This window comes from Schleiferia thermophila, assembly GCF_003337435.1.
Classification (GTDB): domain Bacteria; phylum Bacteroidota; class Bacteroidia; order Flavobacteriales; family Schleiferiaceae; genus Schleiferia; species Schleiferia thermophila.
In genome coordinates this window covers 626,705-644,203 of record NZ_QPJS01000001.1, presented here as the reverse complement: position 1 = coordinate 644,203, position 17,499 = coordinate 626,705, and the positions used below count along the sequence as shown (strand labels likewise).

The window sequence follows — 17,499 nt, the reverse complement described above, 5'->3', positions numbered from 1 at the left end:
ACGATTAGCAAATTTTTTACCAGCTGTCATTAATGGTTTAAGAAAAATTTGGTTTCCTCTTTTCAAGAAATGCAGCAGTACCTTCTACAAAATCAGGGGTACCAAAACACTTTCCAAACTCTTCTATTTCCTTTTTGAGGCCATCTTTTTCAAAGGCATATCCTGCATTGACAGCTCTAATGGCAGCTGCGAGGGCGCTTGATGAATTTTTTGCCATTGCGGCTGCTACTTCGATGGCCATATCAAGGAGTTCTTCCTGGCTGGTCACTTTGTTTACCAATCCCCAGCTCAATGCTTCATCGGCGCTGATCATTGATGCTGTTAGGATCATTTCCAATGCTTTGCCTTTGCCTACAAGCTGTGCCAATCGTTGCGTACCTCCATAGCCAGGTATAAGACCCAAAGTTACCTCCGGTAGTCCAAGCTTTGCATTGTTGGAAGCTATTCGCATATGACAAGCCATGGCCAGCTCCAGTCCACCTCCTAATGCATAGCCATTGACGGCAGCGATTACCGGCTTGGGATAATTAGCGATGAAATCGAACAGCAACTCCTGGCCTTTAGAAGCGAGATTCATACCTTCTTCCACTCCAAAAGAAGCAAACTCCGCTATATCAGCACCAGCGACAAAGGCCTTGTGTCCAGCGCCGGTAAGCACTACTACACGTACCTCTTTATCATCCACCAGCTCCTGAAGTACGGTGTGGAGCTCCTGGATGGTACTTGTATTCAATGCATTGAGTTTTTCAGGACGGTTGATCGTTACCAGAGCATATCTATCAGACTTTTGAATGATCAGGTTTATGAGTTCCATTGTATTCCGTGTTTTTTGGTAGAGTTATTTTTATGGTTGTGCCTTTATGCTTGACAGATTGCAAATCTATGCGGCCCCGATGGGCCTCTACAATATTTTTTACGATTGCCAGACCAAGACCCATTCCTGATGTTTTTGTGGTAAATTTTGGTATAAAAATCTTATCCAAAAGTTCAGGCTCGATTCCACATCCATTGTCTGTAATTGAAATTGCGGCTTCATGTGAATTGTCCGAAACTTCAATCTTTATTTCCGGAGCATGTCTGCCTTCCGTTGCTTGTATGGCGTTTTTAAGCACATTGTTCAGTGCTTGAGTCAGCTGGTTTTTATCTCCAATGATATACACAGGGCTCTTTGGAGTGATGATCGAAATAGGCTGATCGGTAAGTAAACTGCTGGTCTGACGGGCTATCTCACACAAATTTATTCTTTCGAAGGATATTTCCGGCAACTTGCTGTAGCGCGAAAAGGTATCTGCAATGCGCGAAAGTGTGTCAATTTGAACTAACATACTTGTACAGAATTCCTTTAGTTTATCGGGCTCATTGGTTTGAAGTGTTCTTTCGATCCATTGCACACTAAGCCTCATCGGTGTGATGGGATTCTTTATTTCATGTGCGACCTGACGTGCTACATCTCGCCAAGCTGAATCGCGCTCCCGTTCTGCTAGTAGCATTGCGCTGTTTTTCAGCTCCTGAAGTACGCGATTGTAATCGTCCACTAGTTGCTGAATTTCGGACGGATATTGACCTTCTATAGGTTTTGCATCCTCAATTTTTACATTATTTTTGAGCAATGCCCTCAGTTTATCCAATGGTTTTGTAATGGTGGTCGCCAATAAAATTGCTGCTGCAATAGCAATTAAGAACAAAACAAAATAGATCTGAACTAGATTCAAAAGGAAATTTTTCATTTCCCGATTGAAAAAATTCTTATCCAGAAGATACGGAATATTGATGATCAAAATCTCTTCACCATAGTCGTCGTGCAGAAAAAAATAGTCATACAAATAGGATCTATTTTCTATGTTTTTTTTTATGGTTACCCGATCACTGAAGCTATGGAAAATCGTTTCTAATACAAGTGAATCGAGTTTAAAAACAAAAAGTTTGTCTTTATCAATAGGATTGCGCACTGCTCCGGTTAGAAATGTTCCATTTAAGTTGTAGAAGGCAATATCTACATTGTGAATATCACTGATTTCACAAATTTTCTGATTAAATGCAGCAGCTATTTGATGTGGGATTTTTGGTAGCTTTTGCTCCTTTATGTGATGGGCTATTGCTGCTTTGATGGAATATTCTTTACGTCTGATTCTCTCCAGATGATAGATTTCACTTTCTTTTTTGTAATAATACGAAAAGTATACTCCCGTCAGAATAAAGGAGAGAATGTTTACAACCACAATGGCAAGAATAATGGTGTATCGTAGTCGCATAATGATTTAGAGCTCCGGTATCAAAAAGGCTCTTTCATGCTCAAAGTTAATACCAGAACAACTCAAATCATGGTAAAAGGAATGGAAGATGAATTGCTTTTTCATTGTTTTTTCATCTTATGTCTGAATCAAGCATTATGTCTCAGTGACAAAATGCAACTTCAACGAATTACGCTTCCAACAGTCTGTAGGCCTTTTTAATCTTCCACTCCGGCCAGATTTTTTCGTATTTCTTTAGCTCTTTTTGTATCAGCTCTTTATACTGGGTTTCAGCAACTTTCTTCAGATATCCTGCAGCGGCCAGAGGCAGCGTACGGTCATAGTGACCTAAGGCGTGAACGCATATATTAATCAATTCGTCGGTACGATAATCAATTGAGGTTAAAAATTCCATTGCCTCAGCCCTTATAGCACCTCTAAATTCAGTGGATGCAAAAGATGCAATATTTCGAATGTTTTCATTGCTTTTGTTGATATTGTACTCTGTTATGGCAATTAGTAAACGCATTTTTTGTAGGGTGAACTTTTCTGGTATTTGTATTACTTTTTTATAAAATTCCAGCCTCTCAGGTCTGGCGGATATTGCCAGTAAGTATACCAAAAATTTCAGTTGACATTCATGTGAATTCGCAAACTCAAGCAATTCACCTTCAGACCTTAACCTCCAAAAATTACCATCGGTATTTACCAAAGCGGCAAATTTCACCTTATCAGATTCTACCTTGTTAAAAAAATTCCAAACAATTGGATTCATTATATTTTTTCCGATTGCTTTAGCCCACATGGCCAATATATCTGAGTCTTTTTCATCTCTGAAAAATTCCAGATCCGAAACTTTGAATACTTTCTGCGCATGTTGGTAAGCAAACACTCTGTCAAATGCATTTTCCGAATGTTTAGTAATGGCAAGTGCATTTTCATTGAGATTTACCCATTCGATCAATTGTCTTTTTCCGGGATCAGGGTTGACCATCCAAATATCTTCGTCTTTATCAACAAATATGCGTATGGTATCTGAAGCATTTGAAACCGTGACAGGGGTTATAATTCGTCTTTTTGAACTGACAATTTCCACATCAAAATGCAATCGAAACAGCTTTTTGCTGTCAATTCTATTGATGTTTTTTTGGTTGAAATACAGCGCTAAATGCTTGCCCTTTGTATCAGCAACTACTCTGTGTGAAAAAGTCATAACAGGCATACCGGAGCCATAGAACCATTGGTCCCAAAACCATTGTAGGTCTCTGCCGGTCACTTCATGAAATACATAGAGTAAATCGTCTGAGTGGGCATTTCTAAATTGGTATCGCTCCAGAAATACTTGCAATGACTTATAAAATGCTTCATCTCCCACAAGATTTCGAAGCATGTGCAGCACTACACCACCTTTTTGATAATGGCGTGCATTCCCTGCCTTTGAGTGCGCAATGGGAAGATTGTCTTTAACCTCATGAGCCTTAATCAGATGTATGGACTCTCTTATTTTATTGGAAAAAGCATGGTCACCACTCAGCCACTGTATGGAGAGTAGGTCAAAGTATGTAGCAAAACTTTCATGAAGCCAGTGGTGGCGTGCACTCCAGGCAGTAACCAAATTGCCAAACCACTGGTGAGCCATTTCATGGGCATTTACCTGGTGGTAGTTTACATTGCTTTCTGAGTACTGGTCGCTTATCAGACTCTCTGCAAAAATGACGGCACCGGTATTTTCCATCGCTCCATAGATGAAGTCTGCTACCGGCACCTGCCTGTAAGGGCCAGGCCAGGGATATGGCACTTTTAGTAGCTCTTCGAGCTTTTGCATAAAAAATCTGCTGTAGCGATAAGTTGAGGTCTCGCCCCCGGGTACATCCGGATACATATATTCTTGAAATTCAAGCTGTCTTCCCTCATTTTCATAAAGGGAGGAATACATATTGTAATCGCCTACAGCTATCATAATTAAATATCCCGGGTGAGGCTTGTTTTGCAAATAATGCCATTTGATTTTATCTCGTATGGTATCGGCAGAAAGCAGTATACCGTTTGAAACTACTTTATATCTGCTATCAAAGTAGACCACAATTTCGGTGGTCAGTTTATCGTGTTGTTCGTCATAGTAAGGAATCCAATGCCTATGGTCAATTCCTTGTCCCTGAGTCCATATTTGCTTGCGACCTCTCCCGGTCGGGTCATCCCAACCGGTGAAGTACATTCCCTTTTCTGGTGTTGCCCGGTATTTGATCTCAAGATAGTTGGCTTCCTTCCTACCAAGTGTGTGAGGAAAAATAGCAATTCCAGAATCAGCATTTATAAAGCGAACCGGTTTACCATTGAGTTTAATGGAGTGAACATCAAACTTTACAGCATCCAACCAAATGCTATCCACCTCTCTCCAAAGAGGGGTAAATGACAAAATTGCTAAACCATTTACTTCTCCTTTGATGGCATTAGGTTCAATTTCTAATTTTAAGTGGTGCATGTCAATATATCGCTCTCTGGGTGAATACCGAACATCTTTTGGATGGCATATATGGTAATCCTGCGACCTAGCTATCCAGCACATCAACCATAGAAAGATTATCAGCTGATTTTTTCGCATATGTTTTCTGAGATTATATACTCTATTTTGCCTTTTATTTCATAGGAAAAAAAGGGAGAGTTAGTACAAGAAAACCAATTAAAGTCATCGGCTTTGATCGTGTATTTTTTTTCTAAATCTAACAATAAATATTTTTCTGATATATGGGCTGGAAGGTTGAGTATTTTTTTGGGTGATTGATGAAGTTTCTCAATTAACATTCTGATGGTAAAATAATTTGAATTCCAAAGTGTTCCAAATACAAAAGGCAGGGTAAACATTCCATATTGAGCTCTATCAAATTCACAAACTTTTTCTTCATAAGTCCTAGGTTGATGGTCGGCAGCTATGGCATCAATAGTTCCGTCTTTTACTGCATCTATCAGAGCAAGTCGGGTTTCTTCATCTCGTAGGGGCGGATCTGTCTTGTAATTGGAATCAAATGTATGTAGATACTCATCGTTTAGAAGCAGATGGTAAAAATTGACGTCAGCAGTCACCGGAAGTCCTTCGTTTTTCGCCCTCCTGATCAATTCAATTCCTTCAATTGTGGAAATGGATTGAAAATGAACTTTGCATCCGGTATATTTTACCAATTCGATATCGCGCTTCAGACCAATCGATTCCGCAATGGAGGGTATGGATTTCAGACCCAGTTTTACAGCATTATTTCCTTCGTGTACACTTCCAAATTTCATCAAATCCACATCTCCTGCACTGATCATAATCGGCATATCCATTTGCCTGGCATATTGCATAGCTAGCATGAGTAGTTTTGTATTTCGATGTCTGCATTTATAATCCGAAAAAGCTATGGCAGATGCCATTTTCATATCAAACATTTCACTGAGCTCATTACCTTTTAATTCTTTGGTAACTGCTCCTACTGGCAAAATTTCACAGACAGCTCCCACCGTGCTCTTTTTGAGAAAATCGACAAAAGCTTTGTGATCTATTACAGGCTGGGCAGAGGGCATTGCTGCTACGGCAATATATCCGCCCTTTATTGCAAGTTCAATGGTTTGAGATAATGTTTCACGGTCTTCTCGACCAGGCTCGTTTATTTCAGAATGCATATCGATAAATCCGGGAGCCAGAATTAATTTTCCACCGGGAGTGGTATCCTCAGAAAGATGCAGATGATCAGTAACAGGTTTAATTTCCAAAAACTTATCGGTAAGAGAAATATTGCAAATCTTTCCGTAATGTTCGTGACCTGGAATCAAATTATAGACATCAGAAAAATTGACGTTCGGAGCACTCATTTTAAGAATTTAATAATTGATAATTCAACAAACAGCAAAAGGATACCTAGGGTTACAAAATATACCCATAATTGGACCCCAGTACTAGCTTGAATTCTGGAAAGAATATTGTTATCAGTTAAATACATTATATCAGACAAATCAATAACTCCATCAGATGCCAAATCCTTAGGTGTATAATATCTGTTATTTAATTTACACACTGGTAAATTAAAAGCAATATCTTTAATTTTTTCACCATCATACCACAAGGAATATATTCCATTTTGTAAAAACTCTTTTCCGAGAGTCACACTAAAATCAGAACCTCTTTTCGTTTGCAGCGGAATGATTTCCTCTTGCATAGGAGTTTTGAGTTTGATAGATTCATCATGGTTTTTTACAGCTAAAGAAAAATTAAATGTATAGTCCTGCCCACACAAATAATACGGCATAGAAATCGTCATATCTCTATGCAAAAAATTATATATCATTGGAGAAAAAATCTCATGCATTAAAATATCTGAATTTTCGGGATGAAAAGAACCCGAAGATACGTATAAGATACCCCCATTCATTGAGGTAGTTTTAACGAGCATATTCTTTCCGGAAATTGTATATAATATTGGGATGCCGTTGGAGACCTCAACATTATAATATTTTTTGAAAAATGGCAAATGTGGAAGTTCATATTCTTCTTCAAAAACATTTCGAAATAGCAAGTCCTGGTATTCAATTTTTTCAGCCTCGGTGATTACAGTTTCCTGCTGCGTGAAATTCAATCCATAATTTTGTAAAAATCGATTGATCGACGTTAGATCCGCATCAGAAGACGGTACTAAAAATACCCTGGTATTTCGTTTCAGAAATTCCTGTAGTTCTCTGCTGAGTCGGTCGTCGATTTTTTCAACTTCAATTAAAATAACATGATTGTATTTCAAAAAATTAATTGATTTCACATCGTCAAAAGTGAAGTGATCCACTTCTACAGTTTGCATATTGAAAAATTTACTTTTGTATAAGTCTGAAAGTTTCTTGTTATTATAAAGAAGTAAAATAGATTTTTTTTCCATTGTTGAGGGAATGAAAAAAAAGTTTTGTGCAGGATTGAAACTGTTCTGAGGTGTTATAATGCCGTATGTAAAATTCATATTTGCAGGAAATCGAAATGAATACACATTTGGCATTTCTTTGGTACGCTCAGCTGAAAAAATCGGTTTTTTCTCTCCGTAGACAACAGGATATGCATTAGAAGTATCACCCTTTAATTGGAAATAAAATGAGCCAGATGCAATTGGAAACTCCCATAAGGAGTCTATACATTGTAATGTGTTGAAATCAAATGAAGGGACAATTACCGGAGTAAATTTTATACTGATTTGTTTCAAATCATCATTTTTGTTCAAGAAGTCGCTGAAGAGCAGAATATTTGGTTTGTTCTCCTGACCTCTGGTGACCCGTTGGATTTTGGAATTCAGTTCATGCCAACTGCCAATGGCTGCCGTAGGTGATAGGGATTCAATGGCAGTGAGAGCTTCATCGATGGAGTTAAATGTTTGAGGAGCTGAATTTAGAGTTACCAATGAAATTTTTGAAAAAGAATTCAGGTTTTTCAATAGTGATTTTATTTGTTGCTTTACAGCATATAACCGGCCTGTCTTATCCTCATCGTTGAAGTACATACCTAGATGGTTATCAACCACTAAAATCAAATGACTGTCATCTAAAATTTGAGATGTTTTTTGGCCATTTTTAATGAAATATGGCAACGAAAAAGCCCATATGAAAAGCAGCAAAGACAATACCCTTGACACAAGGATTAAAATGTGTTTTAAATTTTTTACTCTTCGCTGATCTGAAACACTTTTTTCTAATAATACTGCTCGTGTAAAATATACTTTTTTATACTTCCTAAATCTGAACAAATGAATAAGTATCGGAACCGAAAGCAGCACTAATGACCAAAGAAACAAAGGGTTTCCAAAAGTCATATCAATCTTTTTAGTTCAAGAATGGTTTTTAGGGGCTCAGGGGATGAAAATATAAAATTTCCTGCCACAAGCACATCGACGCCTGTTTGGAGCAATTTCAATGCATTTTTTGCATGAACACCCCCATCCACTTCTATCAAAAAATTTAATCCCGCATCGCTTCTTATCGCACATAATTTTTCTATTTTTCTGTAAGTATTTTCTATAAATTTTTGACCTCCGAAACCTGGATTCACACTCATCACACATACCACATCCACCTCTGCAATTACATCTTGTAGCAAATCGACCGGCGTGTGTGGGTTGATTGCAACACCTGACTTCATCCCGGCTTTTCGAATAGCTGACAAGGTTCGATGCAGATGCGTGGATGCTTCATAATGCACGGTCAATACATCTGCTCCTGCATTTCTGAATTCATCAATGTAACGCTCCGGTTGAACGATCATCAGGTGCACATCGAAGGTCTTTTTTGAGAGTTTCCTCAGTTGTGCAATGACAGGCATTCCAAAAGTGATATTTGGTACAAACAAACCGTCCATAACGTCGAGGTGAAACCAGTCGGCCTCAGATTGATTGAGCATGTCAGCAACTTCTGTCAGGCGCGTAAAATCTGCAGAAAGCAAGGAAGGGGCAATAAGTGCCATAGGTTTTTGCTGCAAACTTAAATCTCAGGTGGCTTTTGCAGCTAATGCCCGATTACATTGCTCAGGATACTATAAAGCCGGCCTCACTCGGCCTGTCGTTACTCAACTAAGAAAAGTCTTAGTTCGTCAACCATCAACTTATCTGCTGATTTTCTAACCTTACCCTTAAGGATATTCGCAATACATGTTGATTGCGAATCGGAGGCTATAAAATACACCATTATCCAATCGGCGTCATCAGCAATGAGTGGAGGTTTCAACTGGACGGATTATAGACTCTCTCCTCTTTATTCTATTCACATACAGTACTTACAAAAGTCACAATGTCAAAATACAAACCCTTAAAATTGATTTGCTAATATCATTGAATGTGCTTCGGATTATCTACTACTGTTTTTGAGGATACGATGATATGTAATCGATACATTTATTTTTTTAAATAAAAAAATGTATTTAAACTATATACAAATAGACACAAAAAACGGAGTATATTGCAGTAACTTTAAAAATGTATTGGTCCCAATTAACACAACATTTTAAACCCAAAATAGTTGTAATGCAGTATGTATCCAATGCCTCTCCGGCACATCAAGAGCAAGGTGACAATTTGATTGCTTTTGGCACACGTATCAACTTCCTTTTTGTTCATCTTGTGTACGAACTCGGAGTATGGTTGAAAAATCAGTTGGGCGAGTTCCTGATGATCCTCCTGCCAGTAAGACTTTCAGCTGAATATAGTGATCTGAATATACTCTAGAAGGACAAAATAAAACTACTTGTATTTTTATCGAAAAATGTACATATCACGGCAGCAGTATCTATCGAAAATCCGGTAAAATACTCAACACATGGCTATCAATTACTTTTATAATTGGAGCCACTTCTGCTCCCTGAAATCCTGTGATGTCCTCATACGAGACCATCATCCGATATGCCCATAAAAATAAATCTGCCAAGGGCTTGTACGACCAATGCCATTTCTCTTCCATATAACCTGAATCGCGGGTTTGATTCACAGCTGAATATGGCTGGAAAAAACCATATTTCCATGCGTTATTTTGCAGCCAGGTATAGACCCTTTGTCCGGTGGGTGTGTTGAAGTATTCTGGATCGACAGAGTTTAGGTCAAAATCAGTACCCCAATGATGGCGCGATGTGCCGGGCATGCTGGAATATTGAAGAATCCTGGTCGCCCGGTCGAAGGGAGTACCGGATAAATTGCTGTATTTATTTTCCCAGATGGTCTTTTGCCGGTAGTAATTGCGTGTTGAAGATACAATAATCAGCTTCACACCATCCTTGCGTGCTGCCTCGGCCATCCGGTAAAAAGCTTCTGCAACTTCTCTTCTTAAAAAATGATTGCCGTGACTTGCATATTCCACATTAATACGTTGAAAATCTTTATGACTTTCCGGATTGAATTTTCCTGTTAACTCTTCTTTGGTAAACTGGGCAAAGGCTGTATGCATACCTAAAAAACAAAAGAAAAAGTATTTCATAAGACGAAGAAAAGACTACGCATCAAATTAAGCGACTCTTCAAATCTACCAAAACAATATTGAAGTCTAATTTTTCAGGATTGATTGTTAATATAAAAAACATTCGGATGCAAATTGCAATCCAGGTCCTAATCAAAATCCAGTAAGAGGAATAGGAACATATGAAATGGCCTACTCCCTTTCTCTTTCATGGCATATCCATCGTAATTTAGCCGTTCGTTAGTCTGTCCAAATGAATTTCAATCTGCTTTTTGACCAGCAAACTGAGTCACAATGGCTTGAATTGTGGCTGAAAGAGTCTGGTGGTAAGTCCATAGATGAATTTATTAAAGAAGTGGACAATCACTTTGTTATAAGACCCTATTATTCGCATGAATCTGCCAAGGTCACCAGTTCGGATATTGTCCGTACCTATAGTGAACCTGTAGTGGCAGATTGGATAGATTTCGGGAATTTTCCTGCAGAAAAAATAAATTCCGAGATTCTGAAATCCCTTATTTCAGGTGCCACAGGTTTATATGTAAATGTGTACCATCAACTGAATTGGGAAACTGCTTTGAGGGAAGTTGGAATGGAATACATTACATCGGTCTTCGATTTCAGAGGAGATTTTTCGGCCGGATATCGAAATCTTGAAGCATTTCTTTCGCTAACTAGACTTGAAAATTCGGCTGATAAGGTCAAAGTGGTTTTGCCATGGACTACAAATGCTGAATTATTCCGGGAAATTCTTCTTGACTTAAACGAAATCCACAGTGGCTTTTTGATTGACCTGGCAGAACCTCTGGAAGCCGGAGTACCTCCCGGTCAGGCGCTGGCTTTAGGTATGGGAATGTTACATGAAATTTATTCAGTAAAACCAACTTTGCTAAAAAAAATAGGATATCTTACCTGCTGCAATGGCCTCGTTTATCAGGACTTTGTGCTTAATAGAGCCTTGCGGTTGCTTCACCTTTCATGGAAGGCCAAAACAGGTGCAGATGTAGAATCCGTTTATATCCATACCCGCACCGGCAGATCGGATCTGATTTCCATTGACCATCATACCAATTTAATCAAAAACAGCATTAAAGTAATATCGGCCATTGTAAGCGGAGCTGATGGGATCACAGTCTTGCCTTATAAAACCGGAGATGCCCACAATGCAGATGCTCTTAGGTTAGCGAGAAATCAGGCATTGATTGCGATACACGAGTCGAAACTCAACCGATACCGCGATCCATTGGCAGGAAGTTATGCCTTTGAAACTATGACCGACGGGCTTATTGATGCAGCACTTGACCACTTAGAGAAGATCAATAAATATCCTTCAGTTTTTGATTTCATCGGATCATTGGATTTGACAAACAGCGTCAATTCCTACAGGAAGAAATTAACCGATGAGTTTATCAAGGGAAACAGAATTCTCATCGGAGTTACAAAATTTCAACCCAAAGATGAAACGTTGAAGTCTATTAAAATTGATTCGAAAGAAGGTTCCCCTTTTGCGCCTTTTGTGATACAAAATGAATTTTTATGAAAATCCAGCTCACCAAAGAGGATATTCTCCAAATCAGGTCGAAAGTTGTTCACACCTACAAGGACAAATGGCTCAGCCCTGAAGGCATCGAAATACCATACAATATTGAGGCAGATATTTTGGCTTCAGCCAAACATCTTGGATATGGAGCCGGTGCCCCACCCTATCTGAGAGGACCATATGCAAGCATGTATGTCCTTCGACCCTGGACCATCAGACAATATGCTGGTTTTTCCACAGCAGAGGAGTCGAATGCTTTTTACCGTCGTAACCTGGCTGCTGGTCAGAAGGGGCTTTCAGTCGCTTTTGACCTTGCTACGCACAGAGGCTACGACAGCGACCACCCACGAGTGGTGGGCGACGTGGGCAAAGCTGGTGTCGCCATCGATACGGTTGAAGATATGAAAATCCTCTTCGATGGAATTCCTCTCGACCAGATGTCGGTCAGCATGACCATGAATGGGGCGGTGATTCCGGTGCTGGCATTTTTTATAGTAGCAGCTGAAGAGCAAGGTGTACGGCCCAACCAGCTGTCGGGTACCATTCAAAACGATATCCTCAAGGAATTTATGGTACGCAATACATACATCTATCCACCTGAGCCATCTATGCGCATCATCGGAGATATTTTTAAATATACCGCGCTGCACATGCCAAAATTCAACAGCATTTCCATTTCAGGATATCACATGCACGAAGCCGGTGCCACGGCCGACCTGGAACTCGCCTACACCCTAGCCGATGGAATTGAATATTTGAAAACAGGCCTTAAAGCCGGTCTTGACATCGACGACTTTGCTCCAAGGCTCAGTTTTTTTTGGGCTATCGGAATGAATTTCTTTATGGAAATTGCCAAGATGAGGGCTGGCAGGGTTTTATGGGCTTCTATCGTGAGGGAATTCAACCCCAAAAACCCCAAATCCATGGCCCTCAGGACTCACTGCCAGACGTCAGGATATAGCCTCACCGAGCAAGACCCTTTTAACAATGTGACGCGCACAGCCATCGAAGCACTTGCTGCAGCCTTTGGTGGAACTCAAAGTCTACATACCAATTCACTCGATGAAGCCATCGCACTTCCAACTGACTTTTCAGCGAGAATTGCGAGAAATACACAACTCTATCTTCAATACGAAAGCGGTATCTGTAGTACAGTGGACCCATGGGCGGGTTCTTACCACGTGGAGTATTTAACTCATCAGCTCCTTTACAAAGCTATAGAACACATAAGAGAAATCGATGAACTTGGAGGTATGGCCAAAGCACTGGAAACCGGTCTTCCCAAACTCAAAATTGAGGAGGCAGCCGCCAAAAGACAGGCTTTGGTCGAAAGCGGTCAGGAATGGATTATAGGCGTCAACATATTTCCCGCCGAAAAAGAAACTCCCATAGAAATACTTGAAGTTGACAATCGCGCTGTAAGAGAAAGGCAGGTAGCCCGTATTCAGGAGGTAAAAAGAAATAGGGATCAGGCTGCAGTAGAAACAACCTTACAAAACATATCGGAAATTGCATCCGGTGCCAGACAGGGAAACCTCCTGGAAGCTGCTGTGGAAGCAGCCCGGGTGAGAGCAACTCTGGGAGAGATTTCTGAAGCTATGGAAAAAGTCTTTGGAAGGTATCAGGCGCAAATAAAAACGATTTCAGGAGTGTATGCTCAACAAATGAAAAATAACGAAAAATTTGCCAATGCTCGCAAACTCGTGGATACTTTCATCGAAGTGTATGGCCGCAGACCCCGCATTATGGTGGCCAAAACCGGCCAGGACGGACACGACCGGGGTGCTAAAGTAGTTGCTACTTCGTTTGCAGATCTTGGTTTTGATGTAGACGTGGGGCCATTGTTTCAAACACCACAAGAAGTCGCACAGCAAGCTGTCGAAAACGATGTTCACATCCTGGGAATATCGAGCCTGGCAGCCGGTCACAAGACTCTGGTACCGGAAGTAATCAGCGAACTAAAAAAACTCGGGCGGAGCGATATCCTTGTTATAGCAGGCGGTGTTATACCAAGACAAGACTACGACTTCCTGTTCGACTGCGGAGTGGCAGGAGTATTTGGTCCGGGTACCAATCTCGCCGAAGCGGCTACCGAAATTCTGCAACTCATGCTGGATGGTGCCAAATCATAACACCGTAACCAAAAAAGTAGCTGACTTCCGTGCCATTGCATTGGAAAAGCTCAAAGACCTCTACGAATTGAGTGAGGCTTATACTTTGATAAACTATATTCTGGAAGACTTTCTGGACCTTCAGCTTCCAAAACCAAGCGAAGTAATATCAGACGAACGGTGGGACAAAATCACATCTGTGGTCCAAAGGCTCTCCACTGGTGAACCTTATCAATATATTACCGGCAAGCAGCTATTTGCAGGCCTCTGGCTTAAAGTTAATCCTTCTGTACTTATCCCCCGTCCCGAAACTGAAGAACTTTACGAATTGGTAAAAGCCGACCGAAACAAAAAGGGAATCAAACCTAAATTCATTATCGATCATTGTACCGGTAGCGGTTGTTTGGCCATTGCTCTCAAAAAAGCATTTCCTGAAGCCAAAGTGCTAGCCACAGACGTGTCCATTGAAGCTTTACAAGTCGCCATCGAAAATGCAGCAATGCATGTGGGGGAAATCCAATTTCACAGAATTGATCTGTTGAGGCAAACTTTTGTACCCCCTCAATCTGCCGACCTGGTAATATCCAATCCACCCTATGTTTCGCCAGTTGAAGCTTCAGCAATGCCGATAAATGTGTATATGTACGAGCCCCACCTGGCTTTGTTTGCTCCTGAAAGTGACCCTCTTCTGTTTTATCGAAAAATTCTTCAATCAGCCATTGATTATCTAAATCCCGGAGGGCTCATTGCACTTGAAATCAATCCTCAATACGTGGAGGAACTTTTGAAAATAGCCTCTGCGCATTATACTGTTGAATTTAAAAAGGATATATCCGGCAAAATCAGGTTTTTATTCGCACAGTACCCATCTTGATGAAACAATTTGCATTATTTTTTCAGGTCTTACTTTTTTACGGTGTAAGTGCTCAATTTACACCCAGCAGTTATCTGAGCGACTGGAGTAATGCAGGTCTGCTGTCAGACAGCTTCAAACCACAGAAAGTACTTCGAATACACCCATTGCCGGATACAACCACGCCTGTAAATGAACTCTTTCTACAAGCGTTTGCACAACTAAATGGGAAACCTGGTATCGTATTGCTCGAAGAAGGCAGATATCTCTTGAATGGCACGCTGAATATTCCCTCTAATGTGATGATTAAGGGAAGAGGTCCGGGAAAAACAATTATGTATATACAAAATAACGGCTCCCGCCATGGCCTAGCGGTACAAGGACAGATCAAACAGAAAAGAACCGAAATCCGTCCACCTGACAGGGGTCACCGCTTGATAGAGCTCAAGGAGCCTCTACTTGAATCCGCACAATGGATTCGATGGATAAGGGATGACGAGCACCTTTGTCACAACAACTGGTGTCAATCCACCACCGGACAACTGTTCAAAATTGAAAAAACAAAAGGCACAACCCTTTTCCTGCACGATGTGGTAAGAGATAGCAGTGCACCGGGTACCAATCATTACATCACCATCATTCAGCCTGCTGAAAATGTTTTTTTGGAGAGTTTTACAATCATCAGGCTCGATAAAACTACAGATCAAGCATCTAACATTTTCTTCAATTACGCCATCAACTGCAAGGTCAGCGAAGTCGAAAGCTTCTACACCAACTATGCCCATGTTGAAGCCAGAAATAGCGCGCATATCACCATTGCTGGAAACTACTTTTCTCTTTCACATGGATATGGAAGTGGAGGCAGAGCCTATGGTGTGATGCTTCACCTGGGTACCGTCAACACTCTGGTGATGGACAACATCTTTGAACACCTGAGGCATTCCATGATTTTACAAGCAGGTGCAAATGGAAATGTATTCGCTTTCAACCTATCAACTCATCCACGACAAACAACCGGAGTATTTGGAATTGAAATCGAAAACACCCTGACCGGCGATATGGTACTGCATGGAAATTATCCTTATGCCAATCTTTTCGAAGGTAATCGCGCATGGATGGCCATTGCAGATAATTCACACGGAGCCTCAGGCCCAAACAATGTGTTCTTCAAAAACCATATTACCAGACATGGATTTTCTGTAGTAGAAAACAACACAAACCGTATCGCTCTGATAAACAACTATATAGAAGGTCCAATTATACTTTTCTTTGGCCGGGAACACATGGAAATCAACACTGTAACCAACTCTGCTATCCGACGACCTCAGGAAGTGAACATACAGACACTGACATTGGCTTTAAAATGCATGGACAAATCCTTTCAAAAAGCCTATAAAGATGCCCATACCCTTCAAAGCATAGTTCTTCCTGCCGAAATCAGGTATCAAAGCACTGTAAAAACTTCATCCAGATATTCCAGGCCCGCACCAAAGCAATCAATACGAATGCAGCATTAGTTTACAGGAGTTTCTCCGGTAGTTTCACTATCACTTTGATGGGCTGGATCCAGATTTAATGTGAAATAAAATACAGCACCCTTGCCTGGCTCAGATTCACACCATATTTCACCATTGTGTCGGTCAATAATGCGCTTTACAGTGCTAAGCCCTATACCTGTACCCTGGAATTCAGACTCACTGTGAAGCCTGGTAAAGGGTTTGAAAAGCTGTGTTGCCTTTTCCATACTAAAACCGGCACCATTATCCTTTACATAGAGGATTTCACGTCCGTGGTAGGAAGTTTTTCCAAAATAGATTGTGGGATTATCCACTTTTTGGCTGTATTTTAAAGCATTACTCAGCAGATTTGTCAGCACAATTCTCATCATGGAAGGATCGGCATACACCTTGATATCCGGCTGTATGTGTATCTGATAATTGGCTTTGAAATTCGTCATGCGAAGTTCTTTTATAACCTGCTCGGCCATTTGAGAAAGGTGTACCTCCTCAGGATACAGATTTGCCCGGGATGATTTGGAAAAATTAAGCAAGTCTTTAATCAAATCAGACATATTGTTTGTGGCCACCTTAATCCAATGCAGGTATTCCATGGCTTTTTCGTCCAAAGTATTGCCATATTCTTCAACAAACAGCTCATAAATACCCTGAATACCTGTCAACGGAGTTTTTAAATCGTGAGATACGGCATGAGCAAATGACTCAAGCTCTGAGTTGGCTTGCTTCAGCTCTTCGTTTAGAATTTGTAACTGTCTCTGAGCCACCTGCAGTTGACTATTGCGAACCATAGCTGCCTCATATACAGAAAGCAATAAGTCAAGTATTTGCTTTTTGTCGGAGTTGATAATAAATTTTTGATTCTGAAACACGATTTCCATATTTACATCTACATTGCTCGTGTCCCGAATCATTTTATTGGTCAGAAGGTAATTGATTCTGGATAATAGATATTTTTCTTCATAGGGTTTTGTCAGAAAATTATCAGCACCGGCCTGCAATCCTTTAATGATATCCAATGGATCACTTAGCGATGTGAGTATCATAAATGGTGTATCTCTGAGGCTGGCATTTGATTTTATATTCTTGCACAGTGTATACCCATCCATCACTGGCATGACTACATCCGAAATAATGAGAATTGGTTTCTTTTTCTCGGCTTGTTCCAAAGCTTCTTTTCCATTTTTACAAACTAATGAATTTAGCTTGTAATCCTCGAGCAGTTTTTGCAGTTTTTTTGCCTGCACCACCGAATCTTCAGCTATTAAAATGTAATCTAAGGGTTGTATTAAATGCAATGACATATCCT

Annotated in this window: 13 protein-coding genes; 5 read left to right on the top strand and 8 right to left on the bottom strand. The window is 40.4% G+C overall.

The window, feature by feature from the left end; genetic code table 11:
* Positions 1-37: 37 nt before the first annotated feature.
* The 6 genes from DES35_RS02760 to rpe all read right to left on the bottom strand — a co-directional run bounded on the left by DES35_RS02760 (position 38) and on the right by rpe (position 8,694).
* Positions 38-814 (bottom strand): enoyl-CoA hydratase/isomerase family protein, encoded by a 777-nt coding sequence (locus DES35_RS02760; RefSeq protein ID WP_114365727.1) that lies wholly within the window; start codon positions 812-814, stop codon positions 38-40.
* Positions 780-2,252: a sensor histidine kinase gene (locus DES35_RS02755; protein ID WP_037355822.1), complete on the bottom strand. Its 1,473-nt coding sequence runs from the start codon at positions 2,250-2,252 to the stop codon at positions 780-782. Before DES35_RS02755 ends, DES35_RS02760 begins: the two co-directional genes overlap by 35 nt.
* Positions 2,253-2,421: 169 nt before the next feature.
* Positions 2,422-4,833 carry a M1 family metallopeptidase gene (locus tag DES35_RS02750; protein ID WP_114365726.1) on the bottom strand — a complete coding sequence of 804 codons (2,412 nt, stop codon included), beginning with the start codon at positions 4,831-4,833 and terminating at the stop codon, positions 2,422-2,424.
* Positions 4,815-6,077, bottom strand: coding sequence for a dihydroorotase (locus tag DES35_RS02745; RefSeq protein WP_037355819.1), 1,263 nt, complete (start codon positions 6,075-6,077; stop codon positions 4,815-4,817). The genes DES35_RS02750 and DES35_RS02745 overlap by 19 nt, the downstream gene beginning before the upstream one ends.
* Positions 6,074-8,047 (bottom strand): BatA domain-containing protein, encoded by a 1,974-nt coding sequence (locus tag DES35_RS02740; protein ID WP_114365725.1) that lies wholly within the window; start codon positions 8,045-8,047, stop codon positions 6,074-6,076. Before DES35_RS02740 ends, DES35_RS02745 begins: the two co-directional genes overlap by 4 nt.
* A complete protein-coding gene (gene rpe / locus DES35_RS02735; protein ID WP_037355814.1) occupies positions 8,044-8,694 on the bottom strand; it encodes a ribulose-phosphate 3-epimerase in 651 nt (216 codons plus the stop codon). Before rpe ends, DES35_RS02740 begins: the two co-directional genes overlap by 4 nt.
* A 508-nt stretch (positions 8,695-9,202) precedes the next feature.
* Between rpe and DES35_RS02730 the strand changes: the two genes are divergently transcribed.
* On the top strand, positions 9,203-9,451 hold the full coding sequence (locus tag DES35_RS02730) for a hypothetical protein (protein WP_211306527.1): 249 nt from the start codon (positions 9,203-9,205) through the stop codon (positions 9,449-9,451).
* 61 nt (positions 9,452-9,512) lie between these two features.
* Here DES35_RS02730 and DES35_RS02725 read toward each other — a convergent pair whose 3' ends face one another.
* Entirely contained in the window at positions 9,513-10,163 is a 651-nt protein-coding gene (locus DES35_RS02725; protein WP_170125676.1) for a M15 family metallopeptidase, read from the bottom strand.
* A 262-nt stretch (positions 10,164-10,425) separates the two neighbouring features.
* Here DES35_RS02725 and DES35_RS02720 point away from each other — a divergent pair, with 262 nt between their 5' ends.
* The 4 genes from DES35_RS02720 to DES35_RS02705 are packed head-to-tail and all read left to right on the top strand — an operon-like array spanning position 10,426 to position 16,193.
* Entirely contained in the window at positions 10,426-11,712 is a 1,287-nt protein-coding gene (locus DES35_RS02720; RefSeq protein ID WP_037355808.1) for a methylmalonyl-CoA mutase family protein, read from the top strand.
* The gene (scpA, locus tag DES35_RS02715) at positions 11,709-13,844 is read left to right on the top strand and encodes a methylmalonyl-CoA mutase (protein WP_114365722.1); all 2,136 of its coding nucleotides are present in this window, start codon (positions 11,709-11,711) and stop codon (positions 13,842-13,844) included. Before DES35_RS02720 ends, scpA begins: the two co-directional genes overlap by 4 nt.
* Entirely contained in the window at positions 13,828-14,697 is an 870-nt protein-coding gene (gene prmC, locus DES35_RS02710) for a peptide chain release factor N(5)-glutamine methyltransferase (protein ID WP_051889102.1), read from the top strand. The genes scpA and prmC overlap by 17 nt, the downstream gene beginning before the upstream one ends.
* Positions 14,697-16,193: a hypothetical protein gene (locus tag DES35_RS02705; RefSeq protein WP_037355800.1), complete on the top strand. Its 1,497-nt coding sequence runs from the start codon at positions 14,697-14,699 to the stop codon at positions 16,191-16,193. The genes prmC and DES35_RS02705 overlap by 1 nt, the downstream gene beginning before the upstream one ends.
* Here the strand turns inward: DES35_RS02705 and DES35_RS02700 are convergent.
* Positions 16,190-17,494, bottom strand: a complete 1,305-nt coding sequence (locus tag DES35_RS02700; RefSeq protein WP_114365721.1) for an ATP-binding protein — start codon at positions 17,492-17,494, stop codon at positions 16,190-16,192. The two genes, DES35_RS02705 and DES35_RS02700, sit on opposite strands and share 4 nt — an antisense overlap.
* Positions 17,495-17,499 lie beyond the last annotated feature (5 nt).

Coding starts and splice junctions, on each gene's coding strand:
- DES35_RS02760 (WP_114365727.1), bottom strand. CDS start 814: ATGGAACTCATAAACCTGATCATTCAAAAGTCTGATAGATATGCTCTG.
- DES35_RS02755 (WP_037355822.1), bottom strand. CDS start 2,252: ATGCGACTACGATACACCATTATTCTTGCCATTGTGGTTGTAAACATT.
- DES35_RS02750 (WP_114365726.1), bottom strand. CDS start 4,833: ATGCGAAAAAATCAGCTGATAATCTTTCTATGGTTGATGTGCTGGATA.
- DES35_RS02745 (WP_037355819.1), bottom strand. CDS start 6,077: ATGAGTGCTCCGAACGTCAATTTTTCTGATGTCTATAATTTGATTCCA.
- DES35_RS02740 (WP_114365725.1), bottom strand. CDS start 8,047: ATGACTTTTGGAAACCCTTTGTTTCTTTGGTCATTAGTGCTGCTTTCG.
- rpe (WP_037355814.1), bottom strand. CDS start 8,694: ATGGCACTTATTGCCCCTTCCTTGCTTTCTGCAGATTTTACGCGCCTG.
- DES35_RS02730 (WP_211306527.1), top strand. CDS start 9,203: ATGTATTGGTCCCAATTAACACAACATTTTAAACCCAAAATAGTTGTA.
- DES35_RS02725 (WP_170125676.1), bottom strand. CDS start 10,163: ATGCATACAGCCTTTGCCCAGTTTACCAAAGAAGAGTTAACAGGAAAA.
- DES35_RS02720 (WP_037355808.1), top strand. CDS start 10,426: ATGAATTTCAATCTGCTTTTTGACCAGCAAACTGAGTCACAATGGCTT.
- scpA (WP_114365722.1), top strand. CDS start 11,709: ATGAAAATCCAGCTCACCAAAGAGGATATTCTCCAAATCAGGTCGAAA.
- prmC (WP_051889102.1), top strand. CDS start 13,828: ATGGTGCCAAATCATAACACCGTAACCAAAAAAGTAGCTGACTTCCGT.
- DES35_RS02705 (WP_037355800.1), top strand. CDS start 14,697: ATGAAACAATTTGCATTATTTTTTCAGGTCTTACTTTTTTACGGTGTA.
- DES35_RS02700 (WP_114365721.1), bottom strand. CDS start 17,494: ATGTCATTGCATTTAATACAACCCTTAGATTACATTTTAATAGCTGAA.